Raw genomic sequence first — 21,729 nt, forward strand, 5'->3', positions numbered from 1 at the left:
ATGTCCCTCACCATCCTGTTCATGCCAGAGAGCGCGTACGGCCCCACGAACAACAGCATCGGCATCGGCGACATTCTCCGTCGTCGCGGGCACCGCGTCGTCTTCGCCGCCGAATCCTCCTGGAAGGGCAAGCTCGAAGCGCTCGGCTTCGAGGAGGACCTCGTCGACCTCGCCCCGCCGGCCGAGAACGCCGAGGAGCAGGACGCCGGTCAGTTCTGGAAGGACTTCATCCGCGAGACCGCGCCGGAGTACCGCAAGAGCACGCTGGAGCAGCTCGACACCGTCACCAAGCCGATCTGGGACTCCCTCATCGACGGCGCCAAGTACTGCGAGCCGCAGCTCAAGGCCATCATCGAGCGCGTGAACCCGGACGTGATCGTCGAGGACAACGTGATCACGTTCCCGGCGCTGCTCACGGCCGGCAAGAAGTTCGTCCGCATCGTCTCCTGCAACCCGCTGGAGGTGCGCGGCGAGAACGTCGCGCCGGTCTTCTCCGGCCTGCCCGCCGACGACCGCTCCGAGTGGGACGCCTTCCGCGCCGAGTACGACCGCACCCACCGCGAGATCTGGACGGCCTTCAACGCGTGGTGCGTCGAGCAGGGCACGGCCCCGCTGCCCGACCTGGACTTCATCCACGAGGGCGACCTGAACCTCTACGTCTTCCCCGAGATCCTCGACTACACCGACGCCCGCCCGCTCGGCCCGAGCTGGCAGCGGCTCGACTCCTCGGTGCGCGAGACCGACGAGGACTTCACGCTGCCCTTCGAGCGCAGGAGCTCGCGACGAGAGAGCGACGGAGGAGCCAACGAGGAGCGAAGCGGGCGCGACGATGAGCACGAGCGTAACGACGGCTCGCTGATCTACTTCTCGCTCGGCTCGCTCGGCTCCTCCGACGTGGAGCTGATGCAGCGCGTGATCGACATCCTGGCCGGCACGCGCCACCAGTACATCGTCTCCAAGGGCCCGCTGCACGAGGAGATCAGGCTCGCCGACAACATGTACGGCGCCGAGTTCCTGCCGCAGACGAAGATCATCCCGCTGTGCGACCTGGTCATCACGCACGGCGGCAACAACACCACCACCGAGGCGGTGCACTTCGGCAAGCCGATGATCGTGCTCCCGCTGTTCTGGGACCAGTACGACAACGCCCAGCGCGTGGACGAACTGGGCTACGGTGTCAGGCTCTCCACCTACACCTTCACCGACGAGGAGCTGACAGGCGCCGTGGAGCGCCTGCTCGGCGACACCGAGATGCGCGCGAGGCTCGCCGCCGCGGGCGAGGAGATCCGCGGCCGTGACGGCCTGCGCAAGGCCGCCGACCTGATCGAACAGCTCGGCCAGTAGGGATTTCGAGGACATTCCATGCGTGAACTGATCAACCCCGCCACCGGCCTCCCGTGCGCCGAGATCCCGGACACGCCGGTGGCGGACGTGGCGGCGGCCGTCCGGACCGCCAGGGGCGCGTACGAGGAGTGGGCGCAGACCACTCCCGCCGAGCGCCAGCGGCTGCTGCTGCGCCTGGCCGACCTGGTGGAGGCCGACGCCGAGGAGCTGACCAGGCTGGAGGTGGAGGAGACCGGCAAGCCGGCGGCCGTGTTCAGGGACGGCGAGCTGCCCTTCGCCGTCGACAACCTGCGCTTCTTCGCCGGCGCCGCCCGCTCTCTCGAAGGGTCGGGCGCCGGGGTGTTCAGCGCCGGTTACACCTCGGTGCTGCTGCGCCGGCCCGTCGGGGTGGTGGGGTCGATCGCGCCATGGAACTTCCCGTTCGTCATGGCGGTGTGGAAGGTCGGCCCGGCCGTGGCCGCCGGCAACGCCGTGGTCATCAAGCCGGCGCCGCAGACGCCGCGCACGACGCTGCGCCTGGCCGAGCTGTTCGCCAAGGCGGGCGCGCCCGAGGGGCTCGTCCAGGCGGTCACCGGCGACGCCGAGGTCGGCCAGGCGCTGGTGACCGACCCGGGCGTGGACATGGTGAGCGTCACCGGCTCGACCGGCACCGGCCGGGCGGTCATGACCGGCGCGGCGGCCACGCTCAAGCGGGTGCACCTCGAACTCGGCGGCAAGGCGCCCGCCCTGGTCTTCCAGGACGCCGACCTGGCCGAGATGGCCCGCGGCGTGGCCATGGGCGCCACGTACAACACCGGCCAGGACTGCACCGCGGCCACCCGCGTGTACGTGGCCCGCGAGATCTACGACGACGCCGTCGAGGCCATCCGGGCGACGCTCGCCGAGATCACCGTGGGCGACCCCTGGGACCCGGCGACGGACATCGGCCCGCTGATCTCGGCCGCCCACCGCGAGCGCGTGCACGGCTTCGTCTCACGCTCGGGCGGGCGGATCGTGCACGGCGGCGCGCCCGTCGAGGGGCCCGGGTTCTTCTACCCGCCCACGCTTGTGACCGATGTCGCACAGGAGAGCGAGATCGTCCAGGGAGAACTTTTCGGACCGGTCCTTGTGGCGCTGCCGTTCGACGGCGAGGACGAGGCCGTCCGGCTGGCCAACGACACCCCCTACGGGCTCGCCTCGTCGGTGTGGTCGCGCGACGTCGCGCGGGCAATGCGCGTGTCCCACCGGCTGGACGTGGGCGTGACCTGGGTGAACGATCATCTCCCGATCGCCAGCGAGGCGCCGCACGGCGGCGTGAAGGGCAGCGGGTTCGGTAAGGACATGAGCCAGGAGGCGGTGCAGGAGTATTCGGTGACGCGTCACCTGATGGTCAAGCACGCGGCACCCGTGGAGCGGGATTCGTTCCGGCCCGCCTGAAAACGTGTACGGCGATATGTCGCCCAAAGTGTCGCTTTGGGCGCATTTAGTGGGAAATGTACGGTTGGCCGTCTGGTACGGACTGTGTTCCAATTACCCAGCCGGACAGAATCCCATGCGCCACACGCGTGTCTGATTTTCTTTCGAGCACGTACCGGCGAGAGGTAGCGAGAGTCAGTGAGGACGGAAAACCCCAGGCACACGAGGTCAGGGGAGTACACAGGCGGAAGGTTCCGGCTGGGGAACTGGCGTGTGCGCTCAAGGTTGATCGCGCTGATCCTCATCCCCACCATCGTGGGCGTGCTCCTCGCGGGTGTGCAGCTCGCCAACGCGATCGGGACGAGCTCCGAGTACCGCCGGCTGACCCAGGTCGCCGAGCTGGTGCAGCGCATCGGCGGACTCAACCACGAGCTGGCCAAGGAACGCACGCTCACCGCGTGGTACGTCACCGACCAGTCGAAGTCCGGACGGTTCGTTCAGCTCAAGACCCAGCGCGCGGCCGTCGACGCGGCCAAGAAGCGGGTGCTGGCCTCGGCGAACGCCATCGACGCCGCGCACTCGGCCCGTATCCGCGAGGGCGTGGAGAACATGCGCCGGTGGCTGGCCGGCCTCGACAGCCTCCGGGCGTCGATGGTGGCCGACGGCGCGCCCTCGCGAGCCGCGATCACCACGTACACGACGATGATCGGCGTCTTCTCCGGCATCCTGGGCGACCTGGGCGACGGCGTGAACGACGACGACCTCCAGGGTGACGTGGCCGCCCTCGGCTCGCTGGAGCGGGTCAAGGAAGAAGTCTCCAGGCAGCAGACCATTCTCATGATCGCGCTCCTTGAGCGTAAGCTCGACTACGACGATCCGTCGGAGTTGCTCGGCTCGTGGAGCCGCCAGCAGGCCGAGCTCGCCGCCTTCGAGCGGGAGGCCGACCCGGCCGACCTGAAGGCGTACCAGAAGGGCATGCGCGGCTCGGACATCGACCGCGCCGACGCGATGCGGCAGCGCGCCCTGGCCCAGATCCGTGAGTACAACCAGATCAAGGACCTCGACGTCACCTCCGCCCGCGACCTGAGCCGCTGGTACGACAGCACCACGCTGGCCGGCAACGCCATGCGCAAGGTCGAGGACTCCCTGGCCACCAAGATCGTGACCAGGGCCCGTGAGCTGAGCGACACCGAGCAGCGCAACGCCATCATCAGCGGCGCGACCATCCTCGTCCTGCTGCTGCTCGTCCTGATCATCACCACCCGGGTGGCCGGTTCGCTGGTCCGCCCGCTGCGCCGGCTGCGCGCCGAGGCGCTCCAGGTGGCCACCACCCGGCTGCCCGAGACCGTCCGCATCCTGCGCGAGTCCGGTGAGGGCGCGCAGGTGCCCGAGGTGCCCTCGGTCGGCGTCAACACCCGTGACGAGATCGGTGAAGTGGCCCGGGCCTTCGACGAGGTCCACCGCGAGGCGCTCCGGCTGGCCGGTGACGAGGCCAAGCTGCGCGCCAACGTCAACGCCATGTTCGTCAACCTCTCCCGCCGCAGCCAGACGCTGGTCGAACGGCAGCTCCAGCTCATCGAGGGCCTGGAGCAGGGCGAGGAGGACGAGCAGCGGCTCGCGAACCTGTTCCGCCTCGACCACCTGGCCACCCGCATGCGCCGCAACAGCGAGAACCTCCTGGTCCTCGCCGGCCAGGAGGCCGCGCGCAAGTGGAGCGAGCCGGTGCCGCTGGTCGACATCGCCCGCGCCTCGCTGTCGGAGGTCGAGAACTACGAGCGGGTCCAGATCAAGATCCCGTCCGGCACGCTGATCGTCGGCCCGGCCGTCACCGACGCCGTCCACCTGCTCGCCGAGCTGATCGAGAACGCGATCTCCTTCTCGCCCCGCGAGAGCAAGGTCGAGGTCAGCAGCGTGGCCGCCGACGGCGGCGTCATGATCTCCATCAACGACCTGGGCATCGGCATGAGCCCCGAAGAGCTCGCCGAGGCCAACTGGCGCCTGGCCAACCCGCCCGTCGTGGACGTCGGCGTCTCCCGCCGCATGGGCCTGTTCGTGGTCGGCCGCCTGGCGCTGCGCCACGGCATCCGCGTCCAGCTCAGCATGCGGGAGACCGGCGGCCTGAGCGCGCTGGTGATGATGCCCGACATGCTCATCAGCGGGGGCGCCGGCATGCCGCAGCAGGCCGGCAGCCAGTACGAGGCGTTCACCACGTTCGACCCGAGCCAGTTCGGCGTGCCCGCCCAGCCCGACGAGGCGAGCCAGAACGGCGGCCACGCCTCCGCGCCGGCCTCGGCCGACCGGGTGCTGGACACGCAGTGGCCGGGCTCGCTGCCCGCGCCGGGCACCGGCAACTGGCCGTCCTTCGCCGACGAGTCCGCGCAGGAGGAGACCCGCTGGGGATCCTTCGGCGAGGAGCCCGGCCGGGACGAGCCGCGCTGGCCCTCGTTCGCCGAGGACCCCAAGCCGTCCTTCGGCGACGAGCCCAAGCCCTTCTTCGCCGACGAGCCCAAGCCGTTCTACTCCGACGAGCCCAAGCCGTTCTTCGCGGAGGAGCCGCCGGCGGCCCAGCCCGAGCCGCAGCCGCAGGCCCAGTCCCCGTGGGGCGAGCAGCGCTGGCCCTCCTTCGCCGAGCAGCCGCCGCCGATGCAGGACGACGAGCCCCGCTGGCCGTCCTTCGCCACCGAGCCGCCGCAGGCCGGGAAGGAGGAGCCCCGCTGGTCCTCCTTCGGCTCGCCGTCCTTCGGCGACACCTCGCTCGGCCAGTCGGCCTTCGGCGAGGAGCCGCGGCGGTCCCTGTTCGAGTCGGTCGACCGGCCGAGCCCCCCGCCGTACGGCGAGGAGCCCTACCGCTCGGCGTTCGGCGACCTCCAGGGGTTCGGCGCGGAGGAGCCCAAGCCCGCCGACCAGTACGAGCAGAGCAGTCCGGGCGCTTTCGGCCCATTCGGCCAGGGTGACTACTCCTCGCAGGACATGACCGGCCCGCTCCCCGTGGTGCGCACCTCGCCCCTGGAGGAGCAGGGCGAGGAGTTCCTGCCGATCTTCTCGTCCGTCGGCTCGGACTGGTTCCGCAGGCCCGACCCCGAGCAGCTGCGCCAGGACCAGGAGTCCGAGCACGAGATCACCGCCGTGCACCCGGCTGTGCCCGCCGAGCCCCCGGCGTCCGCGCCGCCCGCGGCGCCGCCCGCCGCCCCGGCGACCGGCCGGTCCGGGCTGCCGCAGCGCAAGCCCGGCCAGTCCGGCGCCGGCGCGTCGTGGTCCTCGCCCGCCGACTCGGGTTTCCAGGCGGCCCAGGCCGCGGCGCAGCCCGCCCAGTCCGGCATCACGGCCTCGGGCCTGCCGCGCCGCGTGCCCAAGGCCAACCTCGTGCCCGGTACGGCCAGTCTCGCCGAGCCGCAGCCCACGTCACCGCCGCCGCAGATCTCGCCCGAGCGGTTGCGCAGCAGGCTCTCCAGCTTCCAGCAGGGAGTGCGGCAAGGCCGCGCGTTCACCCGCGGAGAAGAGAATGAGGAGGACAAATGAGAGAGATGAGCCAGGGAGCGCGTGGCATCAGCTGGCTGATCACCGACTTCGTGAACAACGTGCCAGGCGTCGCGCACACCGTCGTGGTGTCGTCCGACGGCCTGCCGCTGGCCTTCTCGGAGGGTTTCCCCAAGGACCGGGCCGACCAGCTCGCCGCGGTCGCCTCGGGTGTGATCAGTTTGACGCAGGGCGCCGCGCGGGTCTTCGAGGGCGGCATGGTGACCCAGACCGTCATCGAGATGCAGCGCGGGCTCTTGATGATCATGTCCATCAGCGACGGGTCCTGTCTGGCCGTCCTCGCGGCTCCCGACTGTGACATGGGCCTCGTGGCGTACCAGATGACGCTGCTGGTCGAGCGGGCAGGTCAGGTGCTCACCCCGGCCGTACGCGCTGAGCTGCAAGCGGCCCGCCCCCGCTAGCGGGCGGTGACAGGAGATCATGGTGTCAGGTCAGGGTTGGGCTGGTGATAGCACTCCGCCGCATCCGGCGGCCCCTCGTCCGCAGAAGCCGAGCTCCCTGGTACGGCCCTATGCCGTGACCGGGGGGCGCACCGCGCCGCGGATGAAGTTCGCCATGGAGGCTTTGGTGTCCTCCGTGACGTCGGAATACCAAGACATTTCCCTACTGAGTCCGGAGTATCAGGCGATCATTCAGCTGACCCGGAACGTCCGGTCGGTTGCCGAGATCTCCGCCCTTTTACGCCAGCCCCTTGGTGTGGTCCGGGTGCTGATCGCCGACATGGCGTCGGAGGGCCTGATCCGCGTGCACCAGCCTGCGCTGGACGCGGGAAAGCCGGACCTCAACTTGCTCGAAAGGGTGCTCAGTGGACTTCGCAGGCTCTAGCCCCGGTCTGACCTCGACGAAGATCGTCGTGGCCGGGGGCTTCGGCGTGGGGAAGACGACGTTCGTGGGAGCGGTCTCGGAGATCCTGCCGCTCACCACGGAAGCGGTCATGACGGACGCATCGGCACACGTCGACGACGTCTCGCTCACGCCGAACAAGACGACCACCACCGTGGCGATGGACTTCGGACGTGTGTCGCTGGATCGCGATCTGATCCTTTATCTGTTCGGCACCCCCGGACAGCACCGCTTCTGGTTCATGTGGGACGACCTCGTGCGCGGTGCGATCGGCGCCGTCGTCCTGGTGGACACGCGCCGTCTCGCGGACAGTTTCCCCGCGATCGACTACTTCGAAGAGGCCAAGCTGCCCTTCGTGATCGGCATCAACGGCTGGGACGGTCAGTTCGCCCACGCGGAGGACGAGATCCGGGAGGCCCTGTCCGTCGGCGGGCACATCCCGATCATCCGCCTCGACGCCCGTCAGCGCGACACGGTGAAATCCACCCTGATCACGCTGGTGGAGCACGCGCTCACCCGCCACTCGCACACGCCGGTATAGACGTGAGCCCCGGGCGCGCGCCCATCGATCCGCGCGCGCCCCGGACGGCCGGGCGGCGGGCTCAGGCGACGGAGTCGGAAGTGGACTCGGCGGCGGGCTCGGAAGTGGGCTCGGCGTCCGGGTCGGAAGTGGACTCGGCGGCGGGCTCGGCGACAGGGTCGGCGGCGGTGGCGTGGCCGCGCACCAGGCGGCCGACCTCGGCGCGCAGGTGGACGAAGTCAGGGTGCTCGCGGGTGGTGATCTGGTCGCGCGGGCCGGGCAGGTCGACCTTGAGGTCGCCGACCACGCGCGCGGGCGCCTTCGACAACACCACGACGCGGTCGCCGACGTAGACGCTCTCGTCGATGTCGTGCGTGATGAGCACGATCGTCATCTGGTGGTGGCCGCGCACCTTCAGCACCAGGTCTTCGAGGTCTTCGCGGGTCTGGGCGTCGACCGAGCCGAACGGCTCGTCCATGAGCATGAGCGAGGGCCGGTAGGCCAGCGCCCGCGCGATCGCCACCCGCTGCTGCATGCCGCCCGAGAGCTGGAACGGATACTTCTTCTCGGCGCCCTGGAGCCCGACCGACTCCAGCGCCTCCTGGGCGGCCTCGCGGCGCTGCCGCTTGTCCATGCCCCGGCGGCGCAGCGGCAGGGCCACGTTGTCGGCCACCGACATCCACGGGAACAGCGAGCGGCTGTAGTCCTGGAAGACCACCGCCAGGTTGTCCGGCGTCTGCCGCACGAGCTCGCCCTCGACCCTGACCTCCCCGCCCGTCGGCCTGATCAGCCCGGCGATGGAGCGCAGCAGGGTGGACTTCCCGGCGCCCGACGGCCCGACGATGCACAGCAGCTCGCCCGCGGCGACGCTCAGGTTCAGCCCTTCGATGGCGTGGTGAGCGTTGGGGCCACCGCCGCCGTAGACGTGGGAGAGGTTCTCTATCTCGAGCATGGATGTCCTAGGGGGCGAGGCCCCGAGCGGAGGACCGACTCGGGAAGCCGGAAATGTCGGTATGGCTCTTCGGTGTCGGATCTTACCCTTGAGTCTTCACGGCTGTCATGGGATGCCCACGCTCCACGACCCCCGCTCGTTCAGCGCCCGGACGTCGGCGTCGGAGATGCGCCGCTGCGCCCCGGCCATGGCGGCCAGCTCGGCCTCCGTCAGCACGTCGGCGATGTCGGCGAACCCGTCGGGCGCGCGTTCGGTCACCAGCGCGATCGTATCCTCGATCGGCAGCGCCCGATGGGCCAGCACCAGCGCCGACGTGGGCGGACGCCGTTCCTCCTCGTACGCCTTGAGCGCCGTGGCCGGGTCGCCGGACGTCGCCAGGCACCGGGCCAGCACCCGCGCGTCGAGCACGGCCTGCGAGCCGCCGTTCGAGCCGATCGGGTACATGGGGTGGGCGGCGTCGCCCAGCAGCGTCACCCGGCCCTCGCCCCAGACGGGCAGCGGATCCCGGTCCACCATCGGGTACTCCAGGATGCGGGCCGAGCCCGACAACAACCCCTGGACGTCCACCGGACGGTACCGCCAGTCCGCGAAGTGGGCGGACACCTCCTCCAGCCGGCCCTCGCGCGACCAGTCGGCCTCCGCGACGACGCCTGGCTCTGCCACCTTGACCTCGGCCACCCAGTTGACCAGCCGGGGATTTCCGGCCGAGATGTGATACGTCACGAGCTTTCCGGCCCGGTTGGAGCCGCCCACGAGCACCGTGGCGCCGTCCAGGACGGGATCGGTCTCGGCCACCCCGCGCCACATCCGGATGCCCGCCCACAGCAGGGGATCGCCCGACGGGTGCAGCAGCGCCCGTACCGTGGACTGCACGCCGTCCGCGCCGACGAGCACGTCCACCCGTTCCTCCAGGAGCTCGCCGCCCTGCCGGAGCCGGACGAGGACCTTCTTGCCGTCCTGTTCGAAGCCCTCCAGGCGGACGCCCGTCCGCACCGGGCCGACCCGTTCCTCGACCGCGGCCAGCAGCGCCATCTGCAACTCGCCCCGGTGGATGCTGTACTGCGGCCAGCGGTAGCCGGCCGACCGACCGCGCGGCAGCGCCAGGATCACGTTGCCGTGCCGGTCGGCGAAGGTCATGAAGCTCGTCTCCACGCCCAGCGCGGCCAGCTCGCCGGCCAGCCCGAGCTCGGTCAGCTCCCGTACGGCGTGCGGTTGCAGGTTGATCCCGACGCCGAGCGGCCTCAGCGCGGCGGCCGCTTCCACGACCACGCACTCCAGCCCGGCCGCCGCCAGGCTGAGCGCCGTGGTGAGCCCGCCGATGCCGCCGCCCACGACCATCGTCCGCACGTCGCCCCCAGTGGTCTCGATCCGATCACCCGTGTCCCCTGACGGGGAACATGACGCTAAGTTTCTCTCTCTTTGCAGGCTGAAGAACAGGTTTGTCCCACTAATCTCGTTCCTATCTGGTGTGAGGTGTGTGATGCGCGGATTCAGTGACGGGGAGTTCGCCTACCTGCTCGCGCACGACCTGGCGCGGCTGGCCACGGCGGGGGCCGGGGGAACGCCGCACGTCGTGCCCGTGCGGATCCATCTCCAGCCGGACCGCGGCATGATCGCGGTCGGCTCCCGCATGCTGCCCGAGGGCGTGCGTCCCCGGCGGTACCGCGCCGACGTCAGGAGCAACCCCGAGGTGTCGCTCGTCGTGGACGACTTCACCGAGGAGGGGCCGCGCGGCGTCCTGGTCCAGGGGGTCGGGCGGGTGCACTCCACAGGCGGCGAACGGCTGAAACCCGGGTACGAGCCCGTATGGGTGGAGATCATGCCGCTCTCCGTCGCGTCGTGGGGCATCGACTCGGGCGCCTACGAACCGCCGCGCAGCCGCCCGGTCGACGCCGGCACGTTCACTGCCCCATGAGCCGCTGCGCGCCGAGGTGCCAGGCCAGCACCCGCCGCTCGGCCACCAGGAACAGCTCGTTGAGCAGGTAACCCAGCACGCCGAGCAGCACGATCCCGGCCCACATCGCGGGCAGGTCGAACGTCGAGTACGCGGTGGTGAGCTGGAACCCGATGCCGTTGGACGCTCCCGGCAGCAGCTCGGCGAAGACCATCACGATCAGCGACAGGGACAGCGCCAGCCGCAGCCCGGCGAACATCTTCGGCAGCGCCGACGGCAGCACGACCCGCAGCAGGCGCTCCGTCCGCGACAGCCGGAACACCCGCCCGGTGTCCAGGTGCAGCGGATCGACCGCCCGCGCGCCGTCGGCCGTGTTGAGCAGCACCGGCCACACGACGCTGAACACGATGAACGCGAGCTGCATGCGCAGCCCGAACCCGAACACCACCAGGAACACGGTGACCAGCGCGGGCGGCGGGATCGCGCGCAGGAACTGCAGCACGCCGTCGAGGTAGTCGTAGACCCGCGCCGACAACCCGAACGCCAGCCCGAGCAGCACCCCGGCCACGCCCCCGCCCGCGAACCCGGCGGCCATCCTGCCCAGGCTCGGCAGGACGTTGTCCACGGCCTCGCCGGTCAGGAACAGGCTGCCGGGCGGCCCGGAGAACCACATCTGGTGCATCCGGCCCACGATCGTCGTCGGCGGCGGGAAGAACGCGCTGCCCGCCAGCCGCGTGCCCGCCTCCCAGCCCAGGACGAGCACGACCAGCACGACCACCCGGAACACCGTGCCGCGCGTGCCGTTGCGCGCCCCCGGCCCGCGTGTACCATTGCGCGCCCCCGGCCCGCGTGTAGCATTGCGCGCCCCCGGCCCGCGGCGGGCCCTGGTCACGCGCCCTCCGTCAGCCGCGCGTGGTGCCAGCGGAAGGCGCGCCGCTCGGCGGCCACCAGCAGGGCGTTGACCAGCACGCCGAACAGCCCCACCCAGAAGACCCCGGCCAGGATGTCGGTCATCCTGGCCGGCACCGCGATCCCGGCGAAGAAGATGAACACGCCGATGCCCTCCCCGCGCCCGGCCACGATCTCGGTGCTGACGGTCAGGATGAGCGCCACCGACGCCGCCAGCCGCACGCCCGTCGTGATGAACGGCGCCGCCGACGGCAGGCTGACCCGCAGCAGCACCGACAGCGGGCCGAAGCCATAGGAGCGCATGGTCTCCTTGGCGACGGGGTCGACGCCGCGCAGGCCGTACATGGTGTTGTAGAGGATGGGCCACATGGCGGCGTAGAGCACGAGTGTGACGCGGAGCTGCAGGCCGGTGCCGATGACGAGCGCGACCAGCGGGATCAGCGCCACCGACGGGATCGGCCGCAGGAACTCCACCACCGAGCGCGTGGCGGCGTCGATCACCGGCACGCTGCCGAGCAGCAGGCCGAGCGGCACCGCGACCAGCACCGCGAGGCCCAGCCCGATGGCCCAGGCGAGCAGGCTGGTCAGGGCGTGGTCGCGGAAGGCGGGATCGGCGAGCAGCGCGGCGCCGCGCCCGACGATCCGCGTGGCCGGCGGCAGCACCTCGGCGTCCACCAGCCCCGACCGGCTCAGCAGCTCGACGAGGACGGCGAAGCCCGCCGCCCCCGCCGCCCGGCGCGACCACCGCGTGGCGGCGCCGGCCGGACGGCGGATGACGACGCCCGTCGTGGTGGTGCTCACCCCGATGTCGTCGGCGACATCAACGCCTTGACGTCGATCTCCTTGCCCAGCCACTTGGCCTCCCACATCCAGTCGGCCACGCGTTGCAGCCGTACCGGGTTGTCGGAGCTGGAGAAGTAGGGGAAGGTGACCGTCGCCGCCGTGGGCGCGTCGATCTGCGTGAAGTTCGGCAGCACCTTGGCCACCACCTCACGGTTGTTCTCCATCAGCTTGGCCGCGTTGTGGATGGCCCGCTGGAAGGCCGCCGCCGTCTTCGGGTTCTTGTCGTACCAGTCCTGGGTGCTGATGTATCCCGAGATCGGGAACTCCGCCGCCGGCCCGGAGGCGGGGTCGAGGATCTTGCGGGCGCCCATCTGCGACGTCGCCGCGGTGACCAGCGGCTCGCCCAGGTAGGCGGCGTCGATCTGGCCGTTCTTCCACGAGGCCATGATGTTCTGGAAGGTCACGGGGACGTACTTGATCGTGGCCGGGTCGATGTTGTTGGCCTTGAGCACCTGGGTGAGCGCGAGCTCCTGGAAGTTGTGCAGGACGTTGACGTTGATCGTCTTGCCCGCGAGGTCCTTCGGCGTCTTGATGGGGGAGTTGGGCAGCGCCATGATGCTGAGCGAGTCGGGGGCGGCCCGCGAGCCCTCGGCGAGCACATGGATCTTGATCGCCCCCTTGTCGTGCGCTTGGAACATCGACACGTAGTTGCCGAACATGGCGTCGATCTCGCCGTTGACCAGCATGGGGATCGCCTCAGGGGCGGCCTGGACGACCTGCGGGGTGACGTCGAGCCCCTCTTGCTCGAAGAGCTTCTGGTCGATGGCGACGTAGATGGCGGCACTGTCGATGGCGGGCAGAGTGGCGATCTTGAGCTTCGTCTTCTCCAAGGCGCCGCCGCCGCCGTTCGCGGAGGCGGAGGGCGGGGCGCTGGCGGTGGTTGAGCCGCCGGTGCTGCACGCTACGGCGCCTAAAGTCACGGCGAACCCGATGATGGCGGCCTTGGCGGAGCGGCCAAGCCTCATGTCAGGGACTCCCTTCAAGACATCGAGCCGGGGGGACCGGGTGGCTGAACTGCCCCCGGGGCTGAGTGCCTGACGAACAAGCAGGAATCGACCGTAGCACCACATTGGCAGTCATTATCAAGAAAATGACTCCTGTGGTTGCAATGTCCGTTTGCCGCTCTATCGTTAAAAGAGGCGTGAGATGACTTTGTCCGTTTTGTGAAAGAGGGTGGCGCCCGGGGCGTCTGTTACTACTGAGACTGACTGATATGGATCGTTCCGCGGGCGGAAGGGGGCTTGCGGAACACGTTTCGGCTGCCCGTTTTTGCAGGTAAACGGCGGTCTACCAATTTTGTCACAATATTTGGACAATCCGGGATATAAGCCTCAGATGGGCACTATAGGTGGTTGGTCCTGACCGGTACCTGTGCTCAAATGGCCCTCATCTCGATTGTACATATTGCCCCACGTGCATTTACCTGCATGGTCTTCGAGAATTCCCCTCCGGGGCGAGAGGTTGCGAGGCAAGTGAGAACGCAGAGCGCTGAAGCTTCCGCTGACCGCGAGCCGCACGGGCGCCAGAAGCGACGGCTGCCCAAACCAGCTTCTAACAGGTTCGGATTGGGTAATTGGCACGTCAGATCGCGTCTTGTGGCGTTGATCGTCGTGCCCACGGCCGTCGCGGTGGGCCTGGGCGGGCTGAACGTGATCACCTCCCTCAGGGACGCCGACACGTACCAGACACTCAGAGAGGTCGCCGAGCTCAGCGAGCAGCTCGGCGCCGTCACGCACGAACTGGCCTTCGAGCGGGACGAGACCGCCCTCTACATCGCGCAAGGCCGTCCGGAGAGTCGCGCGGCCCAGCTCCGCACCACCTACAGCGGGGTCGACAACCTCATCGACGAGGCCAAGGTGCGGGCCGGCGCCCTCACCGACACCCACGCCGATTCCGTACGCCCGGTGCTGCGCCGCCTGGAGGAGATCCAGACCCTGCGCGACACCGCCGTCAAGGGCAAGATCCAGCCCTTGCCGATGATCCAGAAGTACTCCCAGATCATCTCCACCCTCCTGCAGTTCCACGACCAGGTGGGCCAGGTCGCCGTGGACGACGACATCTCCCACAGCGCCAGCTCCATGGCCGCCATCGCGCGCGCGAAGGAACAGGCGTCCAAACAGCGGGGCATCCTGGCCAGCGCCCTGGACAAGAAGAGCTTCGACAGCGGCGAGCTCGACGCACTCTCCGACGCCAAGGCGCGCGAGGAGAGCGAGGAGACCCTGTTCGCCACCCTCGCCAGCCTCGACCAGCTTGAGCTCTACCGCGACACCGTCGTGGGCAGGGACGTCGACCAGACCGACCTGTTCCGGCTGCGGGCCATGGCCCAGTCCGTCGAGGCCAAGCCCCTGAGCATCGGCGTACGTCCGGACAAGGACGTCGGCACCTGGTTCGACGTCAGCACGGGCAAGATCGACGCCCTGCGCAGCGTGGAGAAGTCGCTGGCCTCCTCGGTCATCCTGCGGGCCCGCGCCCTGGAGGAGGGGGCCAACCGCTCCGCACTGATCTCCGGCGTGCTCATCATGATCCTGCTGATCGTGGTGCTGATCATCATCACCTTCATCGCCCGCTCGCTCATCAGGCCACTGCGCAGGCTGCGCCGAGAGGCCCTGGACATCGCCGGCAAACGCCTGCCGGAGACCGTGCGGGCGCTCCGCGAGGCGGGGGACGGCAAGGTCGGGCCCGTCCCGCCGATCGGGGTGGACACCCACGACGAGATCGGCGAGGTGGCGCGCGCCTTCGACGAGGTCCACCGCGAGGCGGTGCGGCTGGCCGGCGAGGAGGCGCGACTGCGCTCGAACGTCAACGCGATGTTCGTGAACCTGTCGCGCCGCAGCCAGACGCTGGTGGAGCGGCAGATCACCCTGATCGACGGTCTGGAGCAGGGTGAGCAGGACGAGCAGCGGCTCGGCAACCTGTTCAAGCTGGACCACCTGGCCACCCGTATGCGGCGCAACAGCGAGAACCTGCTGGTGCTGGCCGGTCAGGACCCGCCGCGTCGCTGGAGCCAGCCGGTCAAGCTGGTCGACGTGGCCCGCGCCTCCCTGTCGGAGGTCGAGAGCTACGAACGCGTCGTGCTCCAGGTGCCCGACGGCGTGTCGGTGGCCGGACAGGCCGTCAACGACGTCATCCACCTGCTGGCCGAGCTGGTGGAGAACGCGCTGTCGTTCTCGCCGCGCGAGACGCGGGTGGCGGTGTCGGGCAGCAGGATCGACGGCGGCGGCGTGATGTTGTCGATCACCGACTCCGGCATCGGCATGACCCCCGAGGAACTGGCCCAGGCCAACGACCGGCTCACCGACTCGCCCAGCGTCGACGTGTCGGTCTCGCGGCGGATGGGCCTGTTCGTGGTCGCCAGGCTGGCCCACCGGCACGGCATCAGGGTGCAGCTCCGCCCGCACAACTCCGGCGGGCTGACCGCCATGGTGCTCGTCCCGGAGAACATGCTGGGCACGCAGGCGCCGGGCTTCGCCGGCATGCAGCCCCCGGCGCTCGCCGAGAGCACGTCCGGGAGCGAGCCGTACGTGGGGCCGCACGCGGCGCCGCCGGCCACCGACTGGCCGCCGGTCTCGGCCCCGCCCGAGCCCGACTGGCCCGCGATCGCCTCCTCCGCCGGGGCCGACTGGCCGCCCGCGCCGCCCGCGCCGGGGGCCGACTGGCCGCAGACGCCGCTCACGCCGGTGTCCGACTGGCCGCAGGCGCCGCCGCCCGCCGGACAGGACTGGCCGCGGCCCACCTATCAGATGGGGCCGGCGCACCCGTCGTACCCGTCGAACCCGGAGGCGGGGGGCAACTGGCCGCAGTGGCCGTCCGACGGCTGGCCCTCCGACGCGCACGGCGGCGGTTTCGACAGCCACGACATCTGGTCGCCGCCGCGCCACAACGGCGACCGCGGGTTGTCCAAACGTCCCGCGGCCGAGCCGCCGCCACCCTGGAAGCCGGACGGCCTCCAGCGGCCCCGGCCCGACTTCCCCGAGACCGAGTCGGCGGCCACCGGCCCGATCCCGCCCGTGCCGCCCGCCTCCGCGGGGGACGACTACCTGCCGATCTTCGCCGCCGTCGAGTCGGCCTGGTTCGGGCGCGACGAGGGCGGCTGGGGCTCGACGAAGGCCGACGCCGGCTGGACCGCGGCCGAGGCCGTGGCCGAACCGGCCCGCGACGGCACGACCGCGGCCGGCCTGCCCAAACGGGTGCCCAAGGCCAACCTGGTGCCGGGCTCGGCCGACACCTCCGCCTCGCCCAAGGGCGTGCTGCCGATGCCCTCGGTCTCGCCGGACCGGGTGCGGAACAGGTTGTCCAGCTTCCAGCAGGGCTTCCGGGCGGCCCGCGACGACATCACCGGGGGCAAGGCGTTCCAGCCCGGCCCCCGCGGCTCCTACAACGGTGAACCCCACAACGGTGAAAGAGAGGAGGGCGCATGAACGACCTGAGCCACGCGGCGCGCGGAGTCGACTGGTTGATCACCGACTTCGTCAGCACGGTCCCCGGTGTGGCACATGCGGTGGTCGTCTCGTCCGACGGGTTGCCGCTTGCGGCCTCGTCGGGTTTTCCGGCTGACCGGGCGGATCAGCTGGCTGCGATCGCGTCGGGGCTGGTGAGCTTGACGCAAGGTGCGGCCAGGGTGTTCGAGGGTGGTGCGGTCAACCAGACGATCGTGGAGATGCAGCGCGGGCTGATGCTGATCATGTCGATCAGTGATGGTTCGTGTCTCGCGGTGCTGGCGGCCCCTGACTGTGACATGGGGCTGGTGGCGTACCAGATGACGTTGATGGTGGATCGCGCCGGTCAGGTGTTGACTCCGGCGGTGCGTGCGGAACTGCGCGCCAGCCAGACCAGGTGATGTAGGTGACGGACCAGAGATGGAACAGCGGCGGCTGGGCGCCTCCGCCCAAGCCACAGCCCCAGTCGCAGCTGCACCCCGACCCCGCCTCACCCGTCCGCCCGTACGCGGTGACGGGTGGGCGGACGGCGCCCAGGGTCAAGCTGGCGATGGAGGCCCTGGTGTCCTCGGCGACCGCCGAGCACCGGGAGTTCTCGCACATCACGCCGGAGTATCAGGCGATCAGCCAGCTGTGCAGGCAGGTCCGGTCGGTGGCCGAGGTGTCGGCGCTGCTGCGGATCCCGCTGGGCGTGGTGCGTGTTCTGATCGCCGACATGGCGGCCGAAGGTCTGGTCCGCGTGCATCAGCCACAGCTGGACGCCGGTAGGCCGGACGTTAATCTGCTCGAAAGGGTGCTCAGTGGACTTCGCAGGCTCTAGCCCCGGCTTGACTTCAACGAAGATCGTGGTGGCCGGCGGTTTCGGGGTGGGCAAGACGACGTTCGTCGGCGCGGTCTCGGAGATCATGCCGTTGACCACGGAGGCGGTGATGACCGACGCCTCCGCGGGGATCGACGACCTGGGCATGACGCCGCTGAAGTCGACCACCACCGTGGCGATGGACTTCGGCCGCGTCTCGCTCGACCGCGACCTGATCCTCTATCTGTTCGGCACGCCGGGCCAGCATCGGTTCTGGTTCATGTGGGACGACCTGGTGCGCGGTGCGATCGGCGCGGTCGTGCTGGTGGACACCCGCCGCCTGGCCGACAGTTTTCCCGCGATCGACTACTTCGAGGAGGCGCAACTGCCGTTCGTGGTGGGCGTCAACGGCTGGGACGGCCAGTACCCGCACAGCGACGCCGAGGTGCGCGACGCCCTCACGCTGGCCCCCCACATCCCCCTCGTACGGCTGGACGCGCGCTCCAAGGACTCGGTCAAGAGCGCTCTGATCCATCTGGTCGAGCACGCCCTGTCGATCAGGATGGCGGTGCCGGGCTGGAGCGGCGGCGGCTGATCAGGCCCGCCGCCGCCCTTCCGCTCAGCGGGGCCGGGCCTCGATGAGGCTGGCTCCCGAGCCCAGCTCGACGACCTCGGTCAGGTGCAGGTCCGCCCGGTCGAGCAGCGCCCGGTACTCCTCACGGCTGCGCTCGGTGCCGCCGTCGAAGATCGCCAGCATCCGCATGTCGATGTCCTTGCCCAGGTGCGGCGCCTCGTCGTCGGGCAACGCCACCTCCAGCACCAGGACGCGGCCGTCGGGGTTCATCGCCCGGCGGACGTTGCGCAGGATCGTGACCGCGTCCTCGTCGTCCCAGTTGTGCAGGACGCTGGCCAGCAGGTAGACGTCGCCGCCGGCCGGGACCTCGGCGAAGAAGTCGCCGGTGACGACCTCGCTCCGCTCACCCAGCCCCTCGGCGGCCAGCAGCTCCCTGGCCCGGCCGGCCACGTGCTCCAGGTCGAACAGGATGCCGCGCATGTCCGGGTTGGCGTGCAGGACGGTGGCCAGGATGTGGCCCTTGCCGCCGGCCACGTCCACCATGGTCGCGGTGGCCGGGAAGTCGTACCGCTTGGCCAGGCCCTCGGTGAAGGGGATGGCGCGGGCGGTCATGTAGTCGTCGAACAGCTTGCCCGCTCCCGGGTTCGCCGCCAGGTACTCGTACAGGTGGCCGTAGCGGGCGACGAAGGCCGAGCCGCCGTCGCGCACGGTGGCGGGCAGGTTGCCCATGGCGTGCCAGAAGCCCTCCTCGCCGAGCATGCGGACCGACGAGCGCACCGAGTCCGGGACGTCCGAGCGCAGCGCCGTGCCGCGCTCGGTCAGGTCGTAGACGTCCGGCCCGGCACCGCGGACGACGCCCATCCCGGCCAGCTCCCGCAGGACGCGGCGCAGCCGCGGGGCGTCGGCGTCGCTGCGGGCGGCCAGGTCGGTGGTGCTGAGGGGACCGTGGGCGAGATGGTCGGCCAGGCCGAGCTCCGCCATGGTGAGCAGAGCGGCGAAGCGCGAGATGTCGGCCACGGCCCCCCAAAGGAGGTCATCCGAGTGGGACATGGGGTCCTTCCCGATAAGTCAGACGTTGCGGTTGGCCTGCCGGTGCCAGACCAGCAGGCGGTGCTCGGCCAGCACGAACAGCCCGTTCACCAGGTAGCCCAGGATGCCGAGCAGGGCGATCGTCGCCCACACGCCGGGGCCGTCGAAGCTGCGCTGGGCCTGCAGGAGCTGGTAGCCGATGCCGTCCGTGCTGCCGAACAGCTCGGAGATCACCATGAGGATCAGCGCCAGCGACAGGCTCAGCCGCAGCCCGGCGAAGATCTTCGGCGACGCGGCGGGCAGCACGACCACGCGCAGGCGCTGCCCCTTGGACAGCCCGAACACGGTGGCGGTCTCGGTGTAGGTGCGGTCCACGGCCCGGACGCCCTCGATCGTGTTGAGCAGCACCGGCCAGATCACGCCGAACACGATCGTGGCGAGCTGCATGCTCAGCTGCGCGTGCGCGGTGCCGGCGAACAGCGCGACGAACAGCGGCAGCAGCAGCGGCGGCGGGATCGCCCGGCCGAACTCGAACAGCGCGTCCACGTAGTCGGTGGCCGCCTTGGAACGGCCGAGCGCCACGCCGAGCAGCACCCCGAGCAGCGAGGCCAGGATCCAGCCGCTGAACATGCGACCGAGGCTGGGCAGGATGTTGCCGACCGCGTCCTCGGTGAGGAACAGGTGGGAGACGGGCCCGGAGAACCACATCTCGTACATGCTGGTGACGATGGTGAGCGGCGGCGGGAAGTCGCTGTCGCCGATGAGCCGCGCCAGCAGCTCCCAGACGACGAGCACGACCGGCACCACCCAGAGCCTGGACAGCCGCCTCACGATTCCGACGCTCCCATCCGGACGCGGTGCCAGCGGAACAGCCGCCGTTCGCCGGCCAGCAGGGCGAGGTTCGCGAACACCCCGAACGCCCCGGCCCAGAACGTCGCCGCCATGATCAGGTCCATCCGGTTGCCGCTGCCCGCCTGGATCGTGTAGACCCCGATCCCGGCCGTGCCGCCGGCCAGCAGCTCGGCGCTGACCGCGAGGACGAGCGCGATGCCGGCCGCGATCCTGATGCCGGTCGCGACGAAGGGGGCGGCGCTCGGCAGGCTGACCCGGCCGAGCACGGCGAGCCGGCCGAAGCCGAAGCTGCGCAGCGACTCCTTGGCCAGCGGGTCCACGTCCTGCATGCCGTACAGGGTGTTGATCAGGATCGGCCACATCGACGCGTAGACGATGACCGAGACCTTCATCAGGCCGTCCACCGGGATCAGCAGGATCGCCAGCGGGATGATCGCCACCGAGGGGATCGGGCGCATGAACTCCAGCAGCGGCCGGATCGCCCGCTCCACCGGCGGCACCGCGCCCAGCAGCACGCCCAGCGGCACGGCCACGACGATGGCGATGAGCAGGCCGAGCGCCCAGTTCGCGAGGGTGGTGGCCAGACCCTCCAGGAACACCGGGTCGGCGAGGAGACGCGCGGCTTCGTACAGGATGACGGAGGGCGCCGGGAAGATCACGCCGTCGCTCAGCGCGAAGCGGATGACCAGCTCACCGGCGATGAGGAACCCCGCGGCGCCGGCGGCGCCGCGGAGCAGACGCGCGGAGTTCATCAGCTTGCAGGGGCGGCGATGACCGACTTCACGTCGATCGGGCTGGTGAGGTACTTGTACTCCAGCATCAGGTCGGCGACCTTCTGCAGACGGTTCTCGTTCAGCTCGCTCGGGTACGTGCCGAGCGTGATCACCGAGGCCGTCTTGGCGTCGATCTTGGTGTACTTCGGCAGCGTCTCCTCGATCGCCTTGCGGTCACTGGAGGCGAGCTGCTGCGCCTTGGCGATGGCCCGCTGGAAGGCGGCGAGCGTCTTGGGGTACTTCTGCACCCAGTCCTCGGTGGCCATCCAGCCGGCGATGGGGAGGTCCTCCGTCTGGCCGGTCATGGTGTCGGCGAGCTTGCGGAAGCCGAAGGCGCTCTGGTTGGCGGTGACGAAGGGCTCGGTCATCCAGCCCGCGTCCGCCTGCCCGGTGTTGAGCGCGTTGCCCTGGTCGGGGAACGGCTTCTCGGCGAAGTTGACGTCCTCCTTGGTGAGGCCGGCGACCTTGAGCTGCGTCTCCACGGCCAGGGTGGCGACGTTGTTGAGGTTGTTGACGTAGACCGTCTTGCCCTTCAGGTCCGCCACCGTCTTGATGGGGGAGTCCTTCGGCACCATGATGTTGAACGTGTTCGGCGCGGCCTGGTACATGTCCGCGACCAGCTTGATCTTCTTGCCCTTGCTCACCGCGAGGAAGGTCGAGACGTAGTTGGTCTGCGAAATGTCGAGGGCGCCGCTCTCGATCTGCGGCAGCGCCGCTGCGCCACCGGTGATGGTCTGCGGCTCGACGGTCAGTCCCTCTTCCTTGAAGAAGCCCTTGGCGTTGGCGAGATAGACCGAGACAGCGTCGGGCACGGGGAGGGCGCCGACCTTGATGGTGGTCTTCTCCAGCCCCTTGCTGTTGGCCGAGGTGTTCGCGGTTTCGCCGCCGCCTCCGCCGCAGCCGGCAAGGGTGAGCGCCAGAGCCACGCCGACGACAATGGCGTGGCCGCGCATGGTGCGTGTCATGGGGGGGTTCTCCTACCAGGGGGAAGTTCCGGAGATCGGCACGGGATGCCGGGCGTGAAGCGTA

General features: G+C 70.0%; 20 protein-coding genes. 11 read left to right on the forward strand and 9 right to left on the reverse strand.

The window, feature by feature from the left end; genetic code table 11:
* The 6 genes from ACIA8R_RS22865 to ACIA8R_RS22890 all read left to right on the forward strand — a co-directional run bounded on the left by ACIA8R_RS22865 (position 1) and on the right by ACIA8R_RS22890 (position 7,660).
* Positions 1 to 1,344, forward strand: a complete 1,344-nt coding sequence (locus ACIA8R_RS22865; protein WP_364101961.1) for a glycosyltransferase — start codon at positions 1 to 3, stop codon at positions 1,342 to 1,344.
* 18 nt (positions 1,345 to 1,362) lie between these two features.
* Complete coding sequence (locus ACIA8R_RS22870; protein ID WP_357695370.1) at positions 1,363 to 2,760, forward strand: aminobutyraldehyde dehydrogenase; 1,398 nt, start codon at positions 1,363 to 1,365, stop codon at positions 2,758 to 2,760.
* Between the two features lie 252 nt (positions 2,761 to 3,012).
* Positions 3,013 to 6,258 (forward strand): nitrate- and nitrite sensing domain-containing protein, encoded by a 3,246-nt coding sequence (locus tag ACIA8R_RS22875; protein WP_357695372.1) that lies wholly within the window; start codon positions 3,013 to 3,015, stop codon positions 6,256 to 6,258.
* 5 nt (positions 6,259 to 6,263) lie between these two features.
* Positions 6,264 to 6,677, forward strand: a complete 414-nt coding sequence (locus ACIA8R_RS22880) for a roadblock/LC7 domain-containing protein (protein ID WP_201760494.1) — start codon at positions 6,264 to 6,266, stop codon at positions 6,675 to 6,677.
* A 19-nt stretch (positions 6,678 to 6,696) separates the two neighbouring features.
* The gene (locus tag ACIA8R_RS22885; protein ID WP_055507219.1) at positions 6,697 to 7,101 is read left to right on the forward strand and encodes a DUF742 domain-containing protein; all 405 of its coding nucleotides are present in this window, start codon (positions 6,697 to 6,699) and stop codon (positions 7,099 to 7,101) included.
* 28 nt (positions 7,102 to 7,129) lie between these two features.
* Positions 7,130 to 7,660: an ATP/GTP-binding protein gene (locus tag ACIA8R_RS22890; protein WP_364101967.1), complete on the forward strand. Its 531-nt coding sequence runs from the start codon at positions 7,130 to 7,132 to the stop codon at positions 7,658 to 7,660.
* 61 nt (positions 7,661 to 7,721) lie between these two features.
* On the opposite strand, the gene ACIA8R_RS22895 is transcribed toward ACIA8R_RS22890, so the two are convergent.
* Complete coding sequence (locus tag ACIA8R_RS22895) at positions 7,722 to 8,591, reverse strand: ABC transporter ATP-binding protein (protein WP_364101970.1); 870 nt, start codon at positions 8,589 to 8,591, stop codon at positions 7,722 to 7,724.
* 105 nt (positions 8,592 to 8,696) lie between these two features.
* The gene (locus ACIA8R_RS22900; protein ID WP_397040316.1) at positions 8,697 to 9,929 is read right to left on the reverse strand and encodes a flavin-dependent oxidoreductase; all 1,233 of its coding nucleotides are present in this window, start codon (positions 9,927 to 9,929) and stop codon (positions 8,697 to 8,699) included.
* Between the two features lie 142 nt (positions 9,930 to 10,071).
* Between ACIA8R_RS22900 and ACIA8R_RS22905 the strand changes: the two genes are divergently transcribed.
* The gene (locus ACIA8R_RS22905; protein ID WP_364101973.1) at positions 10,072 to 10,506 is read left to right on the forward strand and encodes a pyridoxamine 5'-phosphate oxidase family protein; all 435 of its coding nucleotides are present in this window, start codon (positions 10,072 to 10,074) and stop codon (positions 10,504 to 10,506) included.
* On the opposite strand, the gene ACIA8R_RS22910 is transcribed toward ACIA8R_RS22905, so the two are convergent.
* Genes ACIA8R_RS22910 through ACIA8R_RS22920 form a run of 3 tightly spaced genes read right to left on the reverse strand, consistent with a single transcriptional unit; the run spans position 10,493 to position 13,202 of the window.
* Entirely contained in the window at positions 10,493 to 11,377 is an 885-nt protein-coding gene (locus ACIA8R_RS22910) for an ABC transporter permease (RefSeq protein WP_397040214.1), read from the reverse strand. The two genes, ACIA8R_RS22905 and ACIA8R_RS22910, sit on opposite strands and share 14 nt — an antisense overlap.
* On the reverse strand, positions 11,374 to 12,195 hold the full coding sequence (locus ACIA8R_RS22915) for an ABC transporter permease (protein WP_397040216.1): 822 nt from the start codon (positions 12,193 to 12,195) through the stop codon (positions 11,374 to 11,376). The genes ACIA8R_RS22910 and ACIA8R_RS22915 overlap by 4 nt, the downstream gene beginning before the upstream one ends.
* Positions 12,192 to 13,202, reverse strand: a complete 1,011-nt coding sequence (locus tag ACIA8R_RS22920) for an ABC transporter substrate-binding protein (RefSeq protein ID WP_364101982.1) — start codon at positions 13,200 to 13,202, stop codon at positions 12,192 to 12,194. The genes ACIA8R_RS22915 and ACIA8R_RS22920 overlap by 4 nt, the downstream gene beginning before the upstream one ends.
* A 630-nt stretch (positions 13,203 to 13,832) precedes the next feature.
* On the opposite strand from ACIA8R_RS22920, the gene ACIA8R_RS22925 reads away from it, so the two are divergent.
* From ACIA8R_RS22925 to ACIA8R_RS22940, 4 genes are all read left to right on the forward strand, one after another.
* Positions 13,833 to 16,655, forward strand: a complete 2,823-nt coding sequence (locus ACIA8R_RS22925) for a nitrate- and nitrite sensing domain-containing protein (RefSeq protein WP_397040217.1) — start codon at positions 13,833 to 13,835, stop codon at positions 16,653 to 16,655.
* On the forward strand, positions 16,652 to 17,074 hold the full coding sequence (locus ACIA8R_RS22930; RefSeq protein WP_020546542.1) for a roadblock/LC7 domain-containing protein: 423 nt from the start codon (positions 16,652 to 16,654) through the stop codon (positions 17,072 to 17,074). Before ACIA8R_RS22925 ends, ACIA8R_RS22930 begins: the two co-directional genes overlap by 4 nt.
* Before the next feature lie 71 nt (positions 17,075 to 17,145).
* Entirely contained in the window at positions 17,146 to 17,493 is a 348-nt protein-coding gene (locus tag ACIA8R_RS22935) for a DUF742 domain-containing protein (protein WP_352350491.1), read from the forward strand.
* Positions 17,494 to 17,500: 7 nt separating this feature from the next.
* Positions 17,501 to 18,067: an ATP/GTP-binding protein gene (locus ACIA8R_RS22940; RefSeq protein WP_352329408.1), complete on the forward strand. Its 567-nt coding sequence runs from the start codon at positions 17,501 to 17,503 to the stop codon at positions 18,065 to 18,067.
* Positions 18,068 to 18,091: 24 nt separating this feature from the next.
* Here ACIA8R_RS22940 and ACIA8R_RS22945 read toward each other — a convergent pair whose 3' ends face one another.
* Genes ACIA8R_RS22945 through ACIA8R_RS22960 form a run of 4 tightly spaced genes read right to left on the reverse strand, consistent with a single transcriptional unit; the run spans position 18,092 to position 21,665 of the window.
* On the reverse strand, positions 18,092 to 19,096 hold the full coding sequence (locus tag ACIA8R_RS22945) for a methyltransferase (RefSeq protein WP_397040219.1): 1,005 nt from the start codon (positions 19,094 to 19,096) through the stop codon (positions 18,092 to 18,094).
* A gap of 18 nt (positions 19,097 to 19,114) precedes the next feature.
* Positions 19,115 to 19,906 carry an ABC transporter permease subunit gene (locus ACIA8R_RS22950; RefSeq protein ID WP_364104661.1) on the reverse strand — a complete coding sequence of 264 codons (792 nt, stop codon included), beginning with the start codon at positions 19,904 to 19,906 and terminating at the stop codon, positions 19,115 to 19,117.
* Positions 19,903 to 20,679 (reverse strand): ABC transporter permease, encoded by a 777-nt coding sequence (locus tag ACIA8R_RS22955; RefSeq protein WP_364104658.1) that lies wholly within the window; start codon positions 20,677 to 20,679, stop codon positions 19,903 to 19,905. Before ACIA8R_RS22955 ends, ACIA8R_RS22950 begins: the two co-directional genes overlap by 4 nt.
* On the reverse strand, positions 20,679 to 21,665 hold the full coding sequence (locus ACIA8R_RS22960) for an ABC transporter substrate-binding protein (RefSeq protein WP_357695395.1): 987 nt from the start codon (positions 21,663 to 21,665) through the stop codon (positions 20,679 to 20,681). Before ACIA8R_RS22960 ends, ACIA8R_RS22955 begins: the two co-directional genes overlap by 1 nt.
* Positions 21,666 to 21,729 lie beyond the last annotated feature (64 nt).

Origin of the sequence: Nonomuraea sp. NPDC051191, assembly GCF_044455665.1 — a bacterium.
In the GTDB taxonomy this organism is placed as follows: domain Bacteria; phylum Actinomycetota; class Actinomycetes; order Streptosporangiales; family Streptosporangiaceae; genus Nonomuraea.